The 16002-nt window shown below is 67.0% G+C and carries 16 protein-coding genes; 14 read left to right on the plus strand and 2 right to left on the minus strand.

What is annotated here, in order from left to right:
- The first annotated feature begins 55 nt into the window (after positions 1-55).
- Positions 56-826 (plus strand): 4-hydroxy-tetrahydrodipicolinate reductase, encoded by a 771-nt coding sequence (gene dapB, locus ACLH0K_RS06830; RefSeq protein ID WP_411376049.1) that lies wholly within the window; start codon positions 56-58, stop codon positions 824-826.
- A 3-nt stretch (positions 827-829) separates the two neighbouring features.
- Positions 830-1309: a hypothetical protein gene (locus tag ACLH0K_RS06835; protein ID WP_411376050.1), complete on the plus strand. Its 480-nt coding sequence runs from the start codon at positions 830-832 to the stop codon at positions 1307-1309.
- Positions 1310-1327: 18 nt separating this feature from the next.
- Here ACLH0K_RS06835 and ACLH0K_RS06840 read toward each other — a convergent pair whose 3' ends face one another.
- Positions 1328-2560: a heparan-alpha-glucosaminide N-acetyltransferase domain-containing protein gene (locus ACLH0K_RS06840; RefSeq protein ID WP_411376051.1), complete on the minus strand. Its 1233-nt coding sequence runs from the start codon at positions 2558-2560 to the stop codon at positions 1328-1330.
- A 133-nt stretch (positions 2561-2693) separates the two neighbouring features.
- Here ACLH0K_RS06840 and ACLH0K_RS06845 point away from each other — a divergent pair, with 133 nt between their 5' ends.
- The 7 genes from ACLH0K_RS06845 (at position 2694) to ACLH0K_RS06875 (ending at position 10627) form a co-directional block, all read left to right on the plus strand.
- Entirely contained in the window at positions 2694-3038 is a 345-nt protein-coding gene (locus ACLH0K_RS06845) for a hypothetical protein (protein ID WP_411376052.1), read from the plus strand.
- Between the two features lie 140 nt (positions 3039-3178).
- Positions 3179-4087, plus strand: coding sequence for a 4-hydroxy-tetrahydrodipicolinate synthase (gene dapA / locus ACLH0K_RS06850; RefSeq protein ID WP_411376053.1), 909 nt, complete (start codon positions 3179-3181; stop codon positions 4085-4087).
- A gap of 41 nt (positions 4088-4128) precedes the next feature.
- Complete coding sequence (locus ACLH0K_RS06855) at positions 4129-5820, plus strand: ribonuclease J (RefSeq protein WP_411376054.1); 1692 nt, start codon at positions 4129-4131, stop codon at positions 5818-5820.
- A 133-nt stretch (positions 5821-5953) separates the two neighbouring features.
- On the plus strand, positions 5954-8839 hold the full coding sequence (locus ACLH0K_RS06860) for a DNA translocase FtsK (protein WP_411376055.1): 2886 nt from the start codon (positions 5954-5956) through the stop codon (positions 8837-8839).
- 23 nt (positions 8840-8862) lie between these two features.
- A complete protein-coding gene (pgsA, locus tag ACLH0K_RS06865) occupies positions 8863-9507 on the plus strand; it encodes a CDP-diacylglycerol--glycerol-3-phosphate 3-phosphatidyltransferase (RefSeq protein ID WP_411376056.1) in 645 nt (214 codons plus the stop codon).
- Positions 9504-9983, plus strand: coding sequence for a CinA family protein (locus tag ACLH0K_RS06870; protein WP_411376057.1), 480 nt, complete (start codon positions 9504-9506; stop codon positions 9981-9983). Before pgsA ends, ACLH0K_RS06870 begins: the two co-directional genes overlap by 4 nt.
- A gap of 203 nt (positions 9984-10186) precedes the next feature.
- The gene (locus tag ACLH0K_RS06875) at positions 10187-10627 is read left to right on the plus strand and encodes a helix-turn-helix domain-containing protein (RefSeq protein WP_138136690.1); all 441 of its coding nucleotides are present in this window, start codon (positions 10187-10189) and stop codon (positions 10625-10627) included.
- Positions 10628-10715: 88 nt separating this feature from the next.
- Here ACLH0K_RS06875 and ACLH0K_RS06880 read toward each other — a convergent pair whose 3' ends face one another.
- The gene (locus ACLH0K_RS06880; protein WP_411376058.1) at positions 10716-11249 is read right to left on the minus strand and encodes a MarR family winged helix-turn-helix transcriptional regulator; all 534 of its coding nucleotides are present in this window, start codon (positions 11247-11249) and stop codon (positions 10716-10718) included.
- Positions 11250-11290: 41 nt separating this feature from the next.
- On the opposite strand from ACLH0K_RS06880, the gene ACLH0K_RS06885 reads away from it, so the two are divergent.
- From ACLH0K_RS06885 to miaA, 5 genes are all read left to right on the plus strand, one after another.
- On the plus strand, positions 11291-11515 hold the full coding sequence (locus ACLH0K_RS06885) for a DUF3046 domain-containing protein (protein ID WP_138136692.1): 225 nt from the start codon (positions 11291-11293) through the stop codon (positions 11513-11515).
- Between the two features lie 210 nt (positions 11516-11725).
- On the plus strand, positions 11726-12781 hold the full coding sequence (gene recA, locus ACLH0K_RS06890) for a recombinase RecA (protein WP_411376059.1): 1056 nt from the start codon (positions 11726-11728) through the stop codon (positions 12779-12781).
- A gap of 159 nt (positions 12782-12940) precedes the next feature.
- On the plus strand, positions 12941-13411 hold the full coding sequence (locus tag ACLH0K_RS06895; RefSeq protein WP_411376427.1) for a regulatory protein RecX: 471 nt from the start codon (positions 12941-12943) through the stop codon (positions 13409-13411).
- A 75-nt stretch (positions 13412-13486) separates the two neighbouring features.
- Positions 13487-15052, plus strand: a complete 1566-nt coding sequence (miaB, locus tag ACLH0K_RS06900; protein WP_411376060.1) for a tRNA (N6-isopentenyl adenosine(37)-C2)-methylthiotransferase MiaB — start codon at positions 13487-13489, stop codon at positions 15050-15052.
- Positions 15053-15055: 3 nt separating this feature from the next.
- Positions 15056-15952, plus strand: a complete 897-nt coding sequence (miaA, locus tag ACLH0K_RS06905) for a tRNA (adenosine(37)-N6)-dimethylallyltransferase MiaA (RefSeq protein ID WP_411376061.1) — start codon at positions 15056-15058, stop codon at positions 15950-15952.
- Positions 15953-16002 lie beyond the last annotated feature (50 nt).

The following is a 16002-nucleotide window of genomic DNA, read 5'->3' on the forward strand; positions in this document are numbered from 1 at the left end:
TAACGCACACTGCCACGGTTCCTTGCCGCGGCAGGCCCGCCGGTAGGGTTAAGCCATGACCGAACAACACTCCGAACCCATCCTGGTTGCCGTGCTCGGCGCCAACGGACGCATGGGCGCCGAAGCCGTGAAGGCCGTTGAAGCCGCACCCGACATGAAGCTCGCCGCAGCCCTGGGACGGGGTGACTCGCTGGACCAGGTCACTGCTGCCGGTGCCAACGTGGTGGTGGACCTGACAGTCCCTGAAAGCACGGAGGCGAACGTGCGGTTCGCCGTCGAACACGGGATCCACGCGGTCGTGGGGACCACCGGCTGGGATGCCGGCCGCCTGTCCTCGCTCGAGGCGCTGCTGGCCGAACATCCGGAAACCGGCGTGCTGATCGCCCCTAACTTTGCCGTGGGCTCGGTCCTGGCATCGGCCTTCGCCGCCAAGGCCTCCAAGTACTTCGAATCCGTGGAAATCATCGAGCTGCACCACCCGGACAAGGTGGACGCGCCCTCCGGCACGGCAGTCCGCACCGCGCAGCTCATCGCTGCCGAGCGCGCCTCAGCCCAGGTTGCGCCCAGTCCGGACGCCACCACCAGTGAGATGGCCGGCGCCCGCGGCTGCGACGTCGACGGCGTCCGGGTCCACAGCGTGCGGCTCCGCGGCCTGGTGGCCCACCAGGAGGTCCTGCTGGGCGGTCCCGGCGAACAGCTGACGTTCCGGCACGACTCTTTCGACCGGGCCTCGTTTATGCCCGGCGTCCTTCTCGGCGTGCGCAATGTCGCCGGACACCCCGGCCTTACCGTGGGGCTGGACGGCTACCTGGACCTGGGACTCTAGGCCATGGGCGGGTTCCTGGCTGCCCTGCGGAAGAACCGCACCAAGATCTGGGTGGGGGCGGTGACGCTTCTGCTGGTCTTCTACCTGGTGGTGTCCTTCCAGCGGTCGATCCTGCTCCTGACGGACAGCAACCTGGCTGCACAGGCGATCGGCGCAGCCTACCTGGTGCTGCCCGTCATTGGTGCTTGGGCGCTGATCCGCGAGCTGCTGTTCGGGGCGCGTACGGAACAGATGGCCAAGGTCCTGGAAGCCGAGGGCGGACTGCCCGTGGATGAGCTGCCGCGCACTCCCGGCGGCCGCATTGTCCGGGCCGCAGCGGATGCCGAATTCGAAAAGTACCGCGCCGAGGCCGAGGCCGCTCCCGACGACTGGCGTTCCTGGTTCCGCCTGAGCTGCGCCTACGACGCCGCGGGGGACCGCAAGCGTGCCCGTGCGTCCATGCGCGACGCCGTCCGGCTCTTCCGGGGAAAAGTCCCGGCGTAGTGCGGGGGGCTTGTGCCCCTACCGGACCGCCTTGACCTGGCCCCGTCCAGCCTGGCTTGCCGCGTGCGCGAGCCATTCCAGCGGGCCGCGCCACTTCAGCAGCACGAAGACCATGCCGACGATGATGGCGGTGGCCGCCTGGGCAAAGTACATGCCTTCCTCGGTCCATCCGGCAGGCAGCGGCTTCAGGTAGAAGCCGGAGACCACCCAGACGTGCACGGTGTACAGCGACAGCGTCATGGCACCCGCCCCGCGCAGCGGCAGCAGCAGGTCCAGGTCCACCCATTCGGCCAGCCGGCCCAGGAACAGGCAGAGGCCGATCACGGCGGCAGCCACGCCTGAGGTGTGCAGGAGGTCCAGGGATGTTCCGGAGTGCGGCGCAGCGGATGCCAGCCACCACCATGACCCTTCCTGGGGGATGCCCGTCAGGTTCACCTGCAGGACGCTGTGCAGAGGGTAGCCGGGGGAGTCGAGGACGGCTTCCAGGGCTGCCCTGCCGCCCCAGCTTTCCATCGCCGTCACCCCAAGGGTTTTTGCCGCCGCGGCCACCACCGTTCCCGCCGCCAGCAGCACAACGGGCACCAGGGCCCTGGTGAGGACCAGCCGGCCGATCACAAGGCCCACCAGCAAGTAGGTCATCCACTGGACCACAGGGTAGTAGCCGGTGAAGAACAGGTCTGACAACAGCCGGGCAGGCGTTCCCAGGTCTTCCCACTTCGGATTGTGCCCCAGCTTCAGCGGCGGCTCGGCGGCGAGCAGCCAGGGCCGCAGCAGGTAGGCCAGCACGGGTGAGGCCAGGATCCAGCCGCCGGCCCAGGCACAGAGCTGCTTCAGTCCCATCCCCAGGAACGGCAGGACGCACAGGAACAGCACCGCGTAGTGCACCAGGATGATGGCCAGGTTCACTTCCAGCCCGCCCAAAGCCAGGCCGACGGCTGCAATCACCAGGGCGCGCAGTGCCACCCCCCGGCGGGCGGCACTGAGGTCGCTGCCGGAGAGCGGCTTGTTCCGGCCGGTGGACAATGCCAGGCCCACACCGGCCAGCACTGCGAACAGGGCTGCGGCCCGCCCGGAAAACGTCAGTCCAACCCAGGTTGGCGTCAGGTCCGCATTCGATTCGAAGGTCGGCAACAGATGCGTGGCCATCATCCCCAGGAGTGCAACACCGCGGGCAGCGTCAATGCCGTGGAGCCGCGCCGAAGCCGGGCCCCCTGTTTTCCTGGACGCTTTGGCGGGGGTTCGGGACGTCATGTCCAGATCGTCTCACACCTGCCTTTAGCCCAGCTGTCAAGGATGCCCCCACCCTGCATTCCCGGCATGTGCCCGGTCGGACGGTGGACGGAGGCCCTTGTATTCGAATATATGTTCGAATAGGATGGACGCCATGCAAACCCCAGCACGCGGTATCCCGACAGAAGGACGGGGCGGCCCCCAGCAGGGCAACGCCGGCCTCCTCAGAGCCATGAGTCCTGGCGTCGTGGACTTCCTCTTCCGGCAGCTGGTGGCCGGCCGGCCTGCCGAGGACGTCCAGTGGGAGCAGGAAGGCCTCAGCCTCGCCAGCCAGCCCGAAGGGGCCGAGCTCGCAAGGCGCCTTGCGGAAACAGACCTTGACGCCCTCACGCCCCTGGAACTGTTCCATTACGTCAGGGCGGCCCAGCGGCTCGCCGACTGGGCAGAGGGCCTCAGGCAGGCTGCCGTGGCCAAGTACTGCGGAGCACCCCCGGAGTAGGGTGGCAGCGGCGCAGGTGCAGCCGGACTGGGGTTGCCGCCCGCGACGCACGCGGTCGACGAGGTTCCGGCGTTCAATTTGACGCTCATCACGCCGCGGGCATTGTCCTAACCTGCCGGGAACAGGGTAACGTTTTTGCCATGGCTGACTCTTCCGCGCACATCCCTGCCCTCGGTACCCTCCTGACCGCCATGGTTACCCCGTTCACCAAGGACGGCGCCGTGGATTACGGGCAGGCGGCGGCGCTGGCCAGCAAGCTGGTGGACGACGGCTGCGACGGCCTGGTGGTCACCGGGACAACGGGTGAAACCTCCACCCTGACGGACGAAGAGAACCTTGGCATGTTCCGAGCCGTCAAGGAAGCCGTTGGCGGCCGCGCGGCCATCATCGCCGGCACCGGCACCAACGACACCGCGCATTCCCTGCACCTTTCGCGGCAGGCCGCGGCCCTCGGCGTCGACGGCCTCCTGCTGGTCACCCCGTACTACAACAAGCCAAGCCAGGCAGGCGTGCGCGCGCACTTCGAAACCATCGCCTCCGCCGTCGACATCCCCGTGATGCTGTACGACATCCCGGGCCGCTCCTCCATTGCCATCGAGCCGGACACCATGATCCGACTGGCGCAGCACCCGAACATCGTGGCCGTCAAGGACGCCAAGGCGGACCTCGTTGCGGCCACCCGCGTCATGGCGGAAACCGACCTCCTCTTCTACTCGGGCGACGACGGACTGACGCTGCCCTGGATGGCGCTGGGCGCCGTCGGGCTGGTGGGCGTCACAACGCACGTCGCCACCCGCCGTTTCCGCGAACTCATCGACGCCGTCAACGCCAACGACCTCGGCACCGCCCGGAAGATCAACTTCGAACTCCAGCCGGTAGTCCGCGCCACCATGAGCCGGGTCCAGGGCGCCGTGGCGGCCAAGCAGATTCTTAAGTGGCAGGGAGTCCTGCCCAACTCGATTGTCCGTTTGCCCCTCGTGGAGCCGGACGAAGCCGAGATCGAAACCATCCGCGGGGATTTGGCGGAAGCGGGGCTGGTCTACTCCTGAGGACGACGACCGGCACCCTTCCGCCTGGAAAGTAGTGCAATATGACCCAAACCGCCCTTACCGGCCTTGTTACCCCTCCCCGCCTGCCTGCCGGCACGCTGCGGATCGTTCCGCTCGGCGGCCTGGGGGAGATCGGCCGGAACATGGCCGTGTTCGAAATCGACGGCAAGCTGCTGGTCGTGGACTGCGGCGTCCTCTTCCCGGAGGAAACCCAGCCAGGCGTTGACCTGATCCTGCCGGACTTTTCGTATATCGAGGACCGGCTGGACGATGTTGTTGCCGTGGTCCTCACCCACGGCCACGAGGACCACATCGGGGCTGTCCCGTACCTGCTGCGGCTGCGCAACGACATACCGCTGGTGGGCTCGCAGCTGACCCTTGCGCTGATCGAGGCCAAGCTGCAGGAGCACCGGATCCGTCCCTACACCTTGTCAGTGGAGGAAGGGCAGGTGGAAAGGTTCGGGCCGTTCGAATGCGAGTTCGTGGCCGTCAACCACTCGATCCCGGACGCCCTCGCCGTGTTCATCCGCACCGCCGGCGGTACCGTCCTGCACACCGGCGACTTCAAGATGGACCAGTTGCCGCTGGACGGACGCATCACGGACCTGCGGCACTTCGCCAAACTCGGCGAAGAAGGCGTGGACCTGTTCATGTCCGACTCCACCAACGCGGACATTCCCGGCTTCACCACCGCGGAAAAGGAAATCGGCCCCACACTGGAGCGCGTGTTCGCCCAGGCCACCAAGCGGATCATCGTGGCGTCCTTCTCCTCCCACGTCCACCGCGTCCAGCAGGTGCTGGATGCGGCGGCAAAACACAACCGCAAGGTGGCGTTCGTGGGCCGGTCCATGGTCCGCAACATGGCCATCGCGGAAAAGCTCGGCTACCTGGATGTGCCGCCCGGGCTGATCGTCGACATCAAGAACATCGACAACCTGCCGGACAACCGCGTGGTGCTCATGTCCACCGGTTCCCAGGGCGAACCCATGGCCGCCCTGTCCAGGATGGCCAACGGCGACCACCGTGTGGTGGTGGGCGACGGCGACACCGTCATCCTGGCCTCCAGCCTGATCCCCGGAAATGAAAACGCGGTGTTCCGGATCATCAACGGCCTCCTGAAACTCGGCGCCGACGTCATCCACAAAGGCAACGCCAAGGTGCACGTCTCCGGACACGCCGCCGCAGGTGAACTGCTCTACTGCTACAACATCCTGGAACCCCTCAACGCCATGCCCGTGCACGGGGAAACCCGGCACCTGCTGGCCAACGGCAAGATCGCCATCGAGTCCGGCGTACCCGAGGCCAGCGTCATCCTGGCCGACAACGGCACCGTGGTGGACCTCAAGGACCACCGGGCCGACGTGGTGGGCCAGGTCGAAGTGGGCTTCGTCTACGTGGACGGCTCCAGCGTTGGCGAGATCACCGACGCGGACCTCAAGGACCGGCGGATCCTCGGTGATGAAGGCTTCATCTCCATCATCACGGTGATCCACCGTGCCACGGGCAAGGTGGTTTCCGGACCGGAAATCCATGCGCGGGGAGTGGCTGAGGACGACTCCGTCTTCGACGACATCATCCCCAAGATCAACAGCGCCCTCGAGGAAGCCGTCCTCAACCACGCGGACCACACCACGCACCAGCTGCAGCAGGTTGTCCGCAGGGTGGTGGGCACCTGGGTCAACCGCAAACTGCGCCGGCGTCCCATGATCATTCCGGTGGTCCTCGAAGCCTGACGGCGCACGTCCCCCCCTGTCCGCAGCGGGTTGCGAAAGGCCCGGTTCCACGGAACCGGGCCTTTCGCGTCCGACCAGCCCGGAGCCCCCGAAATCCCCGGGTTTCCGGCCCGGCTCCGGTAGCGTGGCTACTATGGCCACACGTACTACCTCCGCGCCCAAAGGAACCGGCAGGGGCACCTCCGGCAGCCCCACGGGCCGCGGTTCCGGCTCGGCATCATCCAAGTCCGGCCGGGGCGGAGGCTCCTCCAGCACGGCCCGCACGCGGCAGCTTCCCGCCGTTGAACACCACCAGCCGTGGCTGCTGAAGGTAGTCGGAGGCGCCTGGCTGGGAGTCGGCCACCTGGTGGGCGGGGGAGTCCGCCGGATCGGGCACGACGTCAGCGACCTCCCCGCCGAGGAACGGCGCGACGGCGCAGCACTGTTCAACCTTGTCCTCGCCATCTTCATCGCCACCTTTGCCTGGTGGGGCCTGACGGGCTGGTTCCCGGACGCAGTGTACGCCGTGGTCAACGGCACCTTCGGCTGGATCTCGCTGCTCCTGCCGCTGATGCTGTTCGTGTGCGCCTTCCGGCTTTTCCGCCAACCCTCGGACGGCCGCGGTAACAACAGGGTGGGCATCGGCTTCCTGGTGATGACGTTCGCCGGCTGCGGCCTCGCCCACATGCTGGGCGGCCAGCCCACCGTTGCCCAGGGCTTTGACGGCCTCCGCCAGGCCGGCGGCATGCTGGGGTTCCTCGCCGCCACGCCGCTGGCGGCCATCCACACCGCAGTGCCGCTCGTCCTCTACAGCCTCCTGGCCTTCGTGTCACTGCTGATCATCACCGCCACCCCGTTCACCGCCATTCCGCGGCGCCTGCGTGCGGCGTACGAGCACCTTATGGGCGTTGACCTGATCGAGCAGGAACAGGACAAGGACGTCCATGACCGCAGCTACCTCGACCGCACCCCTCCGGCCGCTCCCAGGAAGAAGAAGCGGAAGCTGTTTGGCAAGGACGAGGACAAGTCCGACGCCGGCCTGGAGGGGTATGTAGGCGACGAGGCCTTCGAGCATGCCGTCATTGACGACGACGATGCCCAGCCGCCGCGCCCTGCCCCCGGTGTGCGCCGGCCCACCCAGGCCGAGATCGTCGTCGAAAAGATCAAGGCGGCCCAGGGGCTGGGCGCCCCCAGCACTTCCGCAGGGGAGAACGCCACCGAGGCCATCCCGATGGTCACGCCCGGCATGGCTCCACCTCCGGGCAAGCCTGCAGCAGCACCCACCGTGCCCTCCACCCCCGTGGCGCCCGCCCCGCCGCCCACGCCCATCCCGCAGCGCACCGAACAACTGTCGCTGGCTGGTGACGTGACGTATACGCTGCCGGCGTCGGACTTCCTGACGCCCGGCTCGGTGCCGAAGGAGCGCACCGAAGCCAATGACGCCGTCGTCGCCGCCCTGACCGACACGCTCCAGCAGTTCAACGTGGACGCCACCGTCACCGGCTTCAGCCGCGGCCCCACTGTCACCCGCTACGAAATCGAACTGGCGCCGGGCACCAAGGTGGAGCGCGTGACCGCGCTGTCCAAGAACATCTCCTACGCCGTTGCCTCCAGCGACGTCCGCATCCTCAGCCCCATCCCGGGCAAGTCAGCCATCGGTATCGAGATCCCCAACACGGACCGCGAAACCGTGTCGCTGGGCGACGTCCTGCGGAGCCAGAACGCGCGCCGCACCGACCACCCCATGGTGATGGGCGTCGGCAAGGACGTGGAAGGCGGCTACGTGGTGGCCAACCTGGCCAAGATGCCGCACCTGCTGGTGGCCGGCGCCACCGGCGCCGGTAAGTCGTCCTTCGTCAACTCGATGATCACCTCCATCCTCATGCGCGCCACTCCGGACGAAGTCCGCATGGTGATGGTGGACCCCAAGCGGGTGGAGCTCACCGCCTATGAAGGCGTGCCGCACCTCATCACCCCCATCATCACCAACCCCAAGAAGGCAGCCGAGGCGCTCCAGTGGGTGGTGCGCGAGATGGACGCGCGGTACGACGACCTGGCGAACTACGGCTTCAAGCACATCGACGACTTCAACAAGGCCGTGCGGGCGGGCAAGGTCCAGCCCCCACCGGACTCCAAGCGCGTCATCCGTCCCTACCCGTACCTGCTGGTGATCGTGGACGAACTCGCCGACCTCATGATGGTTGCGCCGCGGGACGTGGAAGACTCGATCGTCCGCATCACCCAGCTGGCACGCGCCGCCGGCATCCACCTGGTCCTTGCCACGCAGCGCCCGTCCGTGGACGTGGTGACCGGCCTCATCAAGGCCAACGTGCCCTCCCGCATGGCCTTCGCCACCTCCTCCGTCACGGACTCCCGCGTTGTGCTGGACCAGCCCGGCGCCGAAAAGCTGATCGGCCAGGGCGACGCACTGTTCCTGCCCATGGGTGCCTCCAAAGCCATGCGTGTCCAGGGTGCCTGGGTCTCGGAGTCCGAGATCCACAAGGTCGTTGAGCACGTGAAGACACAGCTGCAGGCCGTGTACCGCGACGACGTTGCCCCCGAGGCGGAAAAGAAGCAGATCGACGACGACATCGGGGATGACCTCGAGGTGCTGCTGCAGGCCACCGAACTCGTGGTCACCACGCAGTTCGGCTCCACTTCCATGCTGCAGCGCAAGCTCCGCGTCGGCTTCGCCAAGGCGGGCCGGCTCATGGACCTGCTGGAGTCCAGGGGTGTGGTTGGACCTTCCGAGGGGTCCAAGGCCCGTGACGTCCTGGTAAAGCCGGACGACCTCGCGGCAGTGCTGGCCGCCATGAAGGGCCAGGAGGCTCCCGCCTCGGCGGACGCCACGACAGCTGCCCTCAGTGACAACGCCAACGCCAACATCGCGCAGGGCGGCTACGCCGAGGACCTCGTGGCCGCCGACCTGGACCAGCGGAAACAGAAAGCCGAATACTATGACGGCTCGGACACCGCCCCCGGGGGTTACGGCGATGACGACGACGGGTCCGAAGACGCCTGGTCCCTCACCGGGCGCTAGCCGGAAGAATGTAGCCTAGAAAAGTGACAAGCACCGATGCAGCAGCCGCCGGCCCCGGCCGGGCGGGGGTCTGGAACCTTCCCAATGTCCTGACCATGATCCGCATCGCGCTGGTGCCGTTCTTCGTATGGTTCCTGGTCGCCGACGCCCCGGGCTTGCGCAGCGAGTCCGGGCTGTGGCGCTGGGCCGCTGTGCTGGCGTTCGCAGTCGCCATTTACACGGACAAGCTCGACGGCGACATCGCCAGGAGCCGCAACCTCATCACGGACTTCGGCAAGATTGCCGATCCGATCGCCGATAAGCTCCTTATCGGTTCGGCACTGGTCATGCTGTCCCTGCTGGGTGAACTGCCCTGGTGGATGACCCTGGTCATCCTTATCCGTGAATGGGGCATCACCGGCCTGCGGTTTCTCGTCATCCGGTATGGCGTTATTCCCGCATCCCGCGGCGGCAAGCTGAAAACCGTGGTGCAGACCGCCGCGATCTTCCTTTACCTCCTGCCATTGGCGGCCTTCGCACCCTGGTTGTCCTGGGTGGCCTTCGCCGTAATGCTGGCAGCGGTCATTATCACCGTCTGGACCGGCGTCGAGTATGTAGTGGAAGCCCTGCGGCTGCGGGCAAGGGGCAAGCGCGAGGCACGGCCGGAGCACGGACAGGAGCAGCCATGACCAACCTGCACCATCTCGCCGCCCAGGCGGTGCGCCAGGCCCTCGAAGTGCGGCGGACCGTGGCCACGGCCGAATCGCTCACCGCCGGGATGGTGTCCGCCGTCCTCGCCGACACCCCCGGCGCCTCCGGAATGCTGCAGGGCGGCGTGGCGGCCTACCAGAACTCGGTCAAGGAGTCCGTGCTGAACGTCAGTTCCGACCTGCTGGCGCGCGCCGGTTCCGTTGACAGTGACGTGGCCCGGGAGATGGCCGAAGGCGTCCGCACCCTCCTGCGGGCCGACGTCGGGATTTCCACAACAGGGGTGGCAGGGCCCAACGGCCATGACGGCAAGCCTGTGGGCACCGTCTTTGTCGGGGTGGCCACGGCCGGTGGCAGCTCCGCCTTCGAGTACGCGTTCGACGGCAACCGCGCGGAGATCCGGGGCCTGGCCTGCGGCGCGGCGCTTCAAAGGCTGCTGGAGACGCTGTCCTCCTGAGTCATTCGCCTGCTGATGCCTGGCTTCTGCGGGACGCTGTGGCCCGGGCGAAGTTACCGGACGTAAACTTGGCGGGAACAAAAGCCGGTACCGATTAGTTATTACATTGTGTCGCTTCCGGAGAGCGGAGGCGCCTAGGATGAAATGACCATGACGGTTCGCTTCGCGGCGGACCTGAACGATGAGGGAGCAAGGCGATACAGATGGTAAAGCAGCCCGTATCCGTAAACGGCGTTGTCCGCTGGAAGGATGTGGGCCTCGCCGACCAGATCAAGAGCGAACAGAAGGAGCGCAAGATGGTTGTACTTCGTCACGAAATTGGTGATGTCCTGCGCGATGTCCGCCAGCGTCAGGGGCGTACGCTCCGCGAAGTTTCGCACAGCGCCCGTGTCTCCCTTGGCTACCTGAGCGAGGTGGAGCGCGGCCAGAAGGAAGCATCGTCCGAGCTGCTGTCGTCAATTTGCTCGGCCCTGGATGTTCCGTTGTCCAGCATGCTCCGCGAAGTCAGCGATCGTGTGGCAGTGGCCGAAGGCGTTGCTGTTCCGGACACCGTCCCCCAGGAATTCTCCCAGCGTTACGGCCGCGACCTCGATACGGACCTCGACGGCGAACTGTCCACCGGCCTTCTCTCCGGCGCCCGCTAAGGGCAGCCCCCGGAAGGCGGGCCCTGGATTTGCACGAAACCCCCGGCGCAGGCCGGGGGTTTCGTTTTGGGTGGCGGCGCTGCCGCCGTCAGTCCTCCTCGCGCCCGGCAGGGGCGGGCACGTCCCTGGGGAATCCGTCCCGCTCATAGGTGGAGTTCAGCTTGGCCATGTAGCGGGCCAGTTCCTTGAGGTCCTGCACCGGCCACTCGCCCAGGCGTTCCCGGAAAACCTGGCGGCGCGCGTCCTGGACCTGGTGCATCTTTTCCTCGCCCCTGGGCGTCAGCCGGATCGCCTGCGCGCGCCGGTCGAGCGGATCAGCCTCCTTGGACACGAGGCCGATGCTTTCGAGGAACGCAATCTGCCGGCTCACGGACGGCTTCCCCACGCCGATGCTCATGGCCAGGTCCGTCAGCCGGATAGGGCCTTCCCGTCGGATCACGGTGAGGAGGCCGTACGCCGCGGGCTCCATGTCCGGGTGGACCTGGCGGGAGAGTTGGTTGGTGATGGCACGCCCGCGCCGCCAGAACAGGGTCAGTTGGTGCTCCACATTCTGCAGTGCATCATCGACGGCCGATTCGTCCGCGGGGTGGTCCGACGGCGGCAGATCGGGGGAGTTGCTCATGGCAACAATTCTATGGTCCCGGGCCGTGAGAGAATTTTCCGATGCGACTCAGTGACTACTGGCGGCTCATGGACGACGAATTCGGCTCGGGCTACTCCCGCGTGCTGAGCAGCACGCTGGTCCTGGCGGGCGTTGGCGGCCGGACCGCGGACCAGGCGCTGGCGGCCGGCGTGGAGCCGCGCAAGGTTTGGCTGGCGGTTTGCGACGTGCAGGACGTTCCGGCAGAGCGGCGGTTGGGCCGCGACATCAAGCCGCGCGGCAACTGAGTCCTCCGCCTTCGATTTTGGTCCGGCAGTTCGGCGGACACGCCGTGCCGCTGTTCGAATACCTGTTCGGATAAAGCTATGCTCTTCGTAGCGGGTTTTCCACATAACCGTAGTCATCCGGCCGGAATGTCAGTGGGTCCCCTTAGCGTCAGAGATGACCAATAAACGGCCGCTAAGGCCACCATCGAGAAAGCATTAGAGGTGTCAACCATGGCGGCAGCCCCGGATCGTGCAAAAGCGCTGGAAGCAGCGCTGGCCCAGATTGACAAGCAGTTCGGCAAGGGCTCGGTCATGCGCCTGGGCGATGAAGTCCGCGCCCCAATTGAAGTCATCCCCACTGGTTCCATCGCCCTGGATGTTGCCCTGGGAATCGGCGGCCTGCCGCGCGGCCGCGTCATCGAAATCTACGGCCCTGAATCCTCCGGTAAGACCACCGTTGCCCTGCACGCCGTGGCCAATGCCCAGCGGGCCGGCGGCATCGCCGCCTTCATCGACGCCGAACACGCGCTGGACCCGGATTACGCCGCCAAGCTGGGTGTAGACACCGACGCCCTCCTCGTCTCGCAGCCGGACACCGGTGAGCAGGCACTGGAAATCATGGACATGCTGGTCGGCTCCGGTTCGCTGGACATCATCGTCATCGACTCCGTGGCAGCCCTGGTGCCGCGCGCGGAAATCGAAGGCGACATGGGCGACAGCCATGTCGGTCTCCAGGCCCGCCTGATGAGCCAGGCGCTGCGTAAGATCACCGGCCGGCTCAGCCAGACCAAGACCACCGCCATCTTCATCAACCAGCTCCGCGAAAAGATTGGCGTCTTCTTCGGGTCCCCGGAAACCACCACGGGCGGTAAGGCCTTGAAGTTCTACGCTTCCGTTCGCATCGACGTCCGCCGGATCCAGACGCTGAAGGAAGGCGCCGATTCCGTGGGGAACCGGACCAAGGCGAAGATCGTCAAGAACAAGATGGCCCCGCCGTTCAAGACCGCCGAGTTCGACATCATCTACGGTCAGGGCATTTCCCGCGAGGGCGGCATCATCGATATGGGCGTGGAGCACGGCATCATCAAGAAGTCCGGCTCCTGGTTCACCTACGACGGCGACCAGCTCGGCCAGGGCATGGAGAACTCCCGCCGCTTCCTCCGGGACAACCCGGAGCTGGCAGCCGAACTTGAGCGCCTGATCAAGGAGAAGCTTGGCGTCGGCGTGAAGGCGGCCGAGGCCGACACCAAGGACTCGCCGAAGCTGAAGGCAGTCGACGGGTTTTAGCCGTTGACAGGACATCAACCGGGGCGGCCCCGCGTAAAGGGGGGCCGCCCGCGGCATTCCCGCCCGGTGTCGGAGGCCGGGGACGCGGACGGGTTTGGCAACGCCGATGCACCCGGTTTCGGTGACGCCGAAGCCGACCCCGCTGCTGTTGCCCGGGCCATTGTGTACCGCCAGCTGACCGCTTCCGCCAAGAGCCGCCACCAGCTGGCGCGCAAGCTCGCCGAACGGAACGTCCCGGAGGACGTTGCGGAAGCTGTGCTGGACAAGTTCCAGGAAGCCCGGCTGATCAACGACGCCGAGTTCGCCGACATGTGGGTCCGTAGCCGGGCCCAGTCGAGGAAACTTGCCAGGGGTGCGCTCCAGCGCGAACTCGCAGACAAGGGCATTGACCACGAGACCGCAGCGGCAGCCCTGGAGCAGGTCTCGGACGCCGATGAGGAGGCGGCTGCGCGCAGCCTGGTGGAGCGGAAAATCCGCCCCGGCAGGGATCTGGCGGACCGCGCCGAACGGGACAAAGCCACCCGGCGCCTGGCGTCCATGCTCGCCCGCAAGGGCTACCAGCCGTCCCAGGCGTTCCGGATCGTCACCGAGGTCCTGGACGCACAAGCGGCATCAAGCTTTGACGACTGACCGCAATCGGGCCGGCCTTCGTCCCGATGCCGGCCCTGCTGCGGGCCCAGCCGCAACAGCCGGTACCCTTAATGGGTGAGTTTGACCATTCCTTCCCCCCTTCCCGGTGCCGCCGAGGCCTCCACAGGGGCCGTCCCCGCAGCACAGCCCGACGGCACCCCCGCGCCGCGCACCTACCAGGTGCGGACTTTCGGCTGCCAGATGAACGTGCACGACTCCGAGCGGATGGCGGGCCTGCTGGAAAGCGCCGGCTACGTTCCGGCAGAGGGCGAGCACGCCGACGTCGTGGTCTTCAACACCTGCGCCGTGCGTGAAAACGCCGACAACAAGCTCTACGGCAACCTCGGGATCCTGGCCCCGGTCAAGGCCGCCAACCCGGGCATGCAGATCGCCGTCGGCGGATGCCTGGCCCAAAAGGACAGGGAAACAATCCTGAAAAAGGCGCCCTGGGTGGACGCCGTCTTCGGTACCCACAACGTGGGAGCGCTGCCCGCGCTGCTGGACCGCGCCCGCCACAACGACGAAGCGCAGCTGGAAATCCTGGAATCCCTGGACGTGTTCCCGTCCACGCTTCCCACCAAGCGCGACTCCGTCTACTCCGGCTGGGTGTCCATCTCCGTGGGCTGCAACAACACCTGCACGTTCTGCATCGTTCCGGCCCTCCGCGGCAAGGAGAAGGACCGCCGGCCCGGGGAGATCCTGGCCGAGATCCAGGCCCTTGTGGATGACGGCGCCATCGAGGTCACCCTGCTAGGCCAGAACGTTAACTCCTACGGCGTCGAGTTTGGAGACCGCCAGGCCTTCTCCAAGCTCCTGCGGGCCTGCGGTGGGATTGAGGGCCTGGAGCGGGTGCGCTTCACCAGCCCGCATCCTGCAGCCTTCACGGACGACGTCATCGACGCCATGGCCGAGACTCCCAACGTCATGCCGCAGCTCCACATGCCGCTGCAGTCCGGCTCGGACACCATCCTTCGCGCCATGAAGCGTTCCTACCGGTCCACCAAGTTCCTGGGCATTCTGGACAAGGTGCGTGAAAAGATCCCGCACGCCGCGATCTCCACGGACATAATCGTCGGCTTCCCTGGGGAAACCGAAGAAGACTTCCAGGCGACCCTGGACGTGGTGGAGAAGTCGCGCTTTGCCACGGCCTTTACGTTCCAGTACTCCAAGCGCCCCGGCACCCCCGCCGCCGACCTGCCGGACCAGCTGCCCAAGGCCGTGGTGCAGGAACGCTTCGAGCGCCTCACCGCTTTGCAGGACCGCATCGCCGCGGAGGAAAACCGCAAGCAGCTCGGACGCAGGGTCGAAGTAATGGTCACCGCCCAGTCCGGACGGAAGGCGGACATGACGCACAGGTTGTCAGGCCGCTCCCAGGACCAGCGCCTGGTGCACTTCTCAGTTCCCGAGGGCGCCCCGGCACCCCGGCCCGGCGACCTGGTCACGGTTACCGTCACGGAAGCGGCCGCGTTCCACCTCATCGCCGACCCCACCCTTGAGGACTACAGCCTGCGCCGCTCACGTGCGGGTGATGCCTGGGACAGGTCACAGGCCGATTCGTGCGGCGCCCCGGCACCCGCTGCCGGAAACGGGCAGAAGGGCGTCTCCCTGGGCATGCCCTCGCTGCCGCTGCGCACCCGCTGACAGGTGGGCACCCCGCCGGTCATCGCCGTCGTCGGCCCTACAGGTTCCGGCAAGTCGGACCTGGCCGTCAACCTTGCCCTGGAGCTGGGCGGCGAGGTAATCAACGCCGACGCCATGCAGTTTTACCGCGGCATGGACATTGGAACTGCCAAAATCACCGTGCCCGAGCGCAGGGGAGTCCCGCACCACCTCCTCGACACCCTGGACGTGACGCAGGAAGCCAGCGTCTCGGATTTCCAGCAGCAGGCGCGCCAGCTCATTGCCGGGATCCACGCCCGGGGCAAGCGGGCCATCCTGGCCGGCGGCTCCGGCCTCTACGTCCGGGCCGCGCTAGACGTCCTGGAATTTCCCGGCACTGATCCCCAACTGCGGCACCAGCTGGAGGCCGACCTCGCCGCCCACGGCACCGCAGCTTTGCTGGACCGGCTGCGGACGGTGGACCCGGAGTCCGCCGGAAGGCTGTCCGATGACCGCCGGATCATCCGCGCCCTGGAGGTTCACCAGCTAACGGGACGGCCCTTCAGCTCCTTCATGCCCAGGCGCGAGTATTATCAGCCCGCGGTGCAGGTCGGCCTCAGCGTGGACCGGGCGGTGCTGCACGAACGCCTCGCGCTGCGGGTCCATGCCATGGTGGACAAGGGCCTGCTGGCCGAAGTCCGCCGCCTGGACGCCCACGGGCTGCGCCGTGGCAGGACGGCCCCCCGCGCGCTTGGCTATTCCCAGTTCCTGGCCGTCATCGACGGCGAAGCAACTGTCGCAGAGGCCGCAGAGAGCACCATCGTGGCCACCCGCCAGTTCGCCCGCCGCCAGCTCACCTGGTTCCGCGCCGACCCCCGAATCAGCTGGCTTGACTGGCAGGACCCGCAGCTGGTGGCGCGCGCCGTGCAACTGTGCCGCTGACGGGCCCGGGACGTCCAGCCGGATTCGGGCCGTGCGCGTCCGGCCGGTAA

Origin of the sequence: Arthrobacter sp. MPF02, from assembly GCF_046605375.1 — a bacterium.
Classification (GTDB): domain Bacteria; phylum Actinomycetota; class Actinomycetes; order Actinomycetales; family Micrococcaceae; genus Arthrobacter.

Coding starts and splice junctions, on each gene's coding strand:
- dapB (WP_411376049.1), top strand. CDS start 56: ATGACCGAACAACACTCCGAACCCATCCTGGTTGCCGTGCTCGGCGCC.
- ACLH0K_RS06835 (WP_411376050.1), top strand. CDS start 830: ATGGGCGGGTTCCTGGCTGCCCTGCGGAAGAACCGCACCAAGATCTGG.
- ACLH0K_RS06840 (WP_411376051.1), bottom strand. CDS start 2,560: ATGACGTCCCGAACCCCCGCCAAAGCGTCCAGGAAAACAGGGGGCCCG.
- ACLH0K_RS06845 (WP_411376052.1), top strand. CDS start 2,694: ATGCAAACCCCAGCACGCGGTATCCCGACAGAAGGACGGGGCGGCCCC.
- dapA (WP_411376053.1), top strand. CDS start 3,179: ATGGCTGACTCTTCCGCGCACATCCCTGCCCTCGGTACCCTCCTGACC.
- ACLH0K_RS06855 (WP_411376054.1), top strand. CDS start 4,129: ATGACCCAAACCGCCCTTACCGGCCTTGTTACCCCTCCCCGCCTGCCT.
- ACLH0K_RS06860 (WP_411376055.1), top strand. CDS start 5,954: ATGGCCACACGTACTACCTCCGCGCCCAAAGGAACCGGCAGGGGCACC.
- ACLH0K_RS06870 (WP_411376057.1), top strand. CDS start 9,504: ATGACCAACCTGCACCATCTCGCCGCCCAGGCGGTGCGCCAGGCCCTC.
- ACLH0K_RS06875 (WP_138136690.1), top strand. CDS start 10,187: ATGGTAAAGCAGCCCGTATCCGTAAACGGCGTTGTCCGCTGGAAGGAT.
- ACLH0K_RS06880 (WP_411376058.1), bottom strand. CDS start 11,249: ATGAGCAACTCCCCCGATCTGCCGCCGTCGGACCACCCCGCGGACGAA.
- ACLH0K_RS06885 (WP_138136692.1), top strand. CDS start 11,291: ATGCGACTCAGTGACTACTGGCGGCTCATGGACGACGAATTCGGCTCG.
- recA (WP_411376059.1), top strand. CDS start 11,726: ATGGCGGCAGCCCCGGATCGTGCAAAAGCGCTGGAAGCAGCGCTGGCC.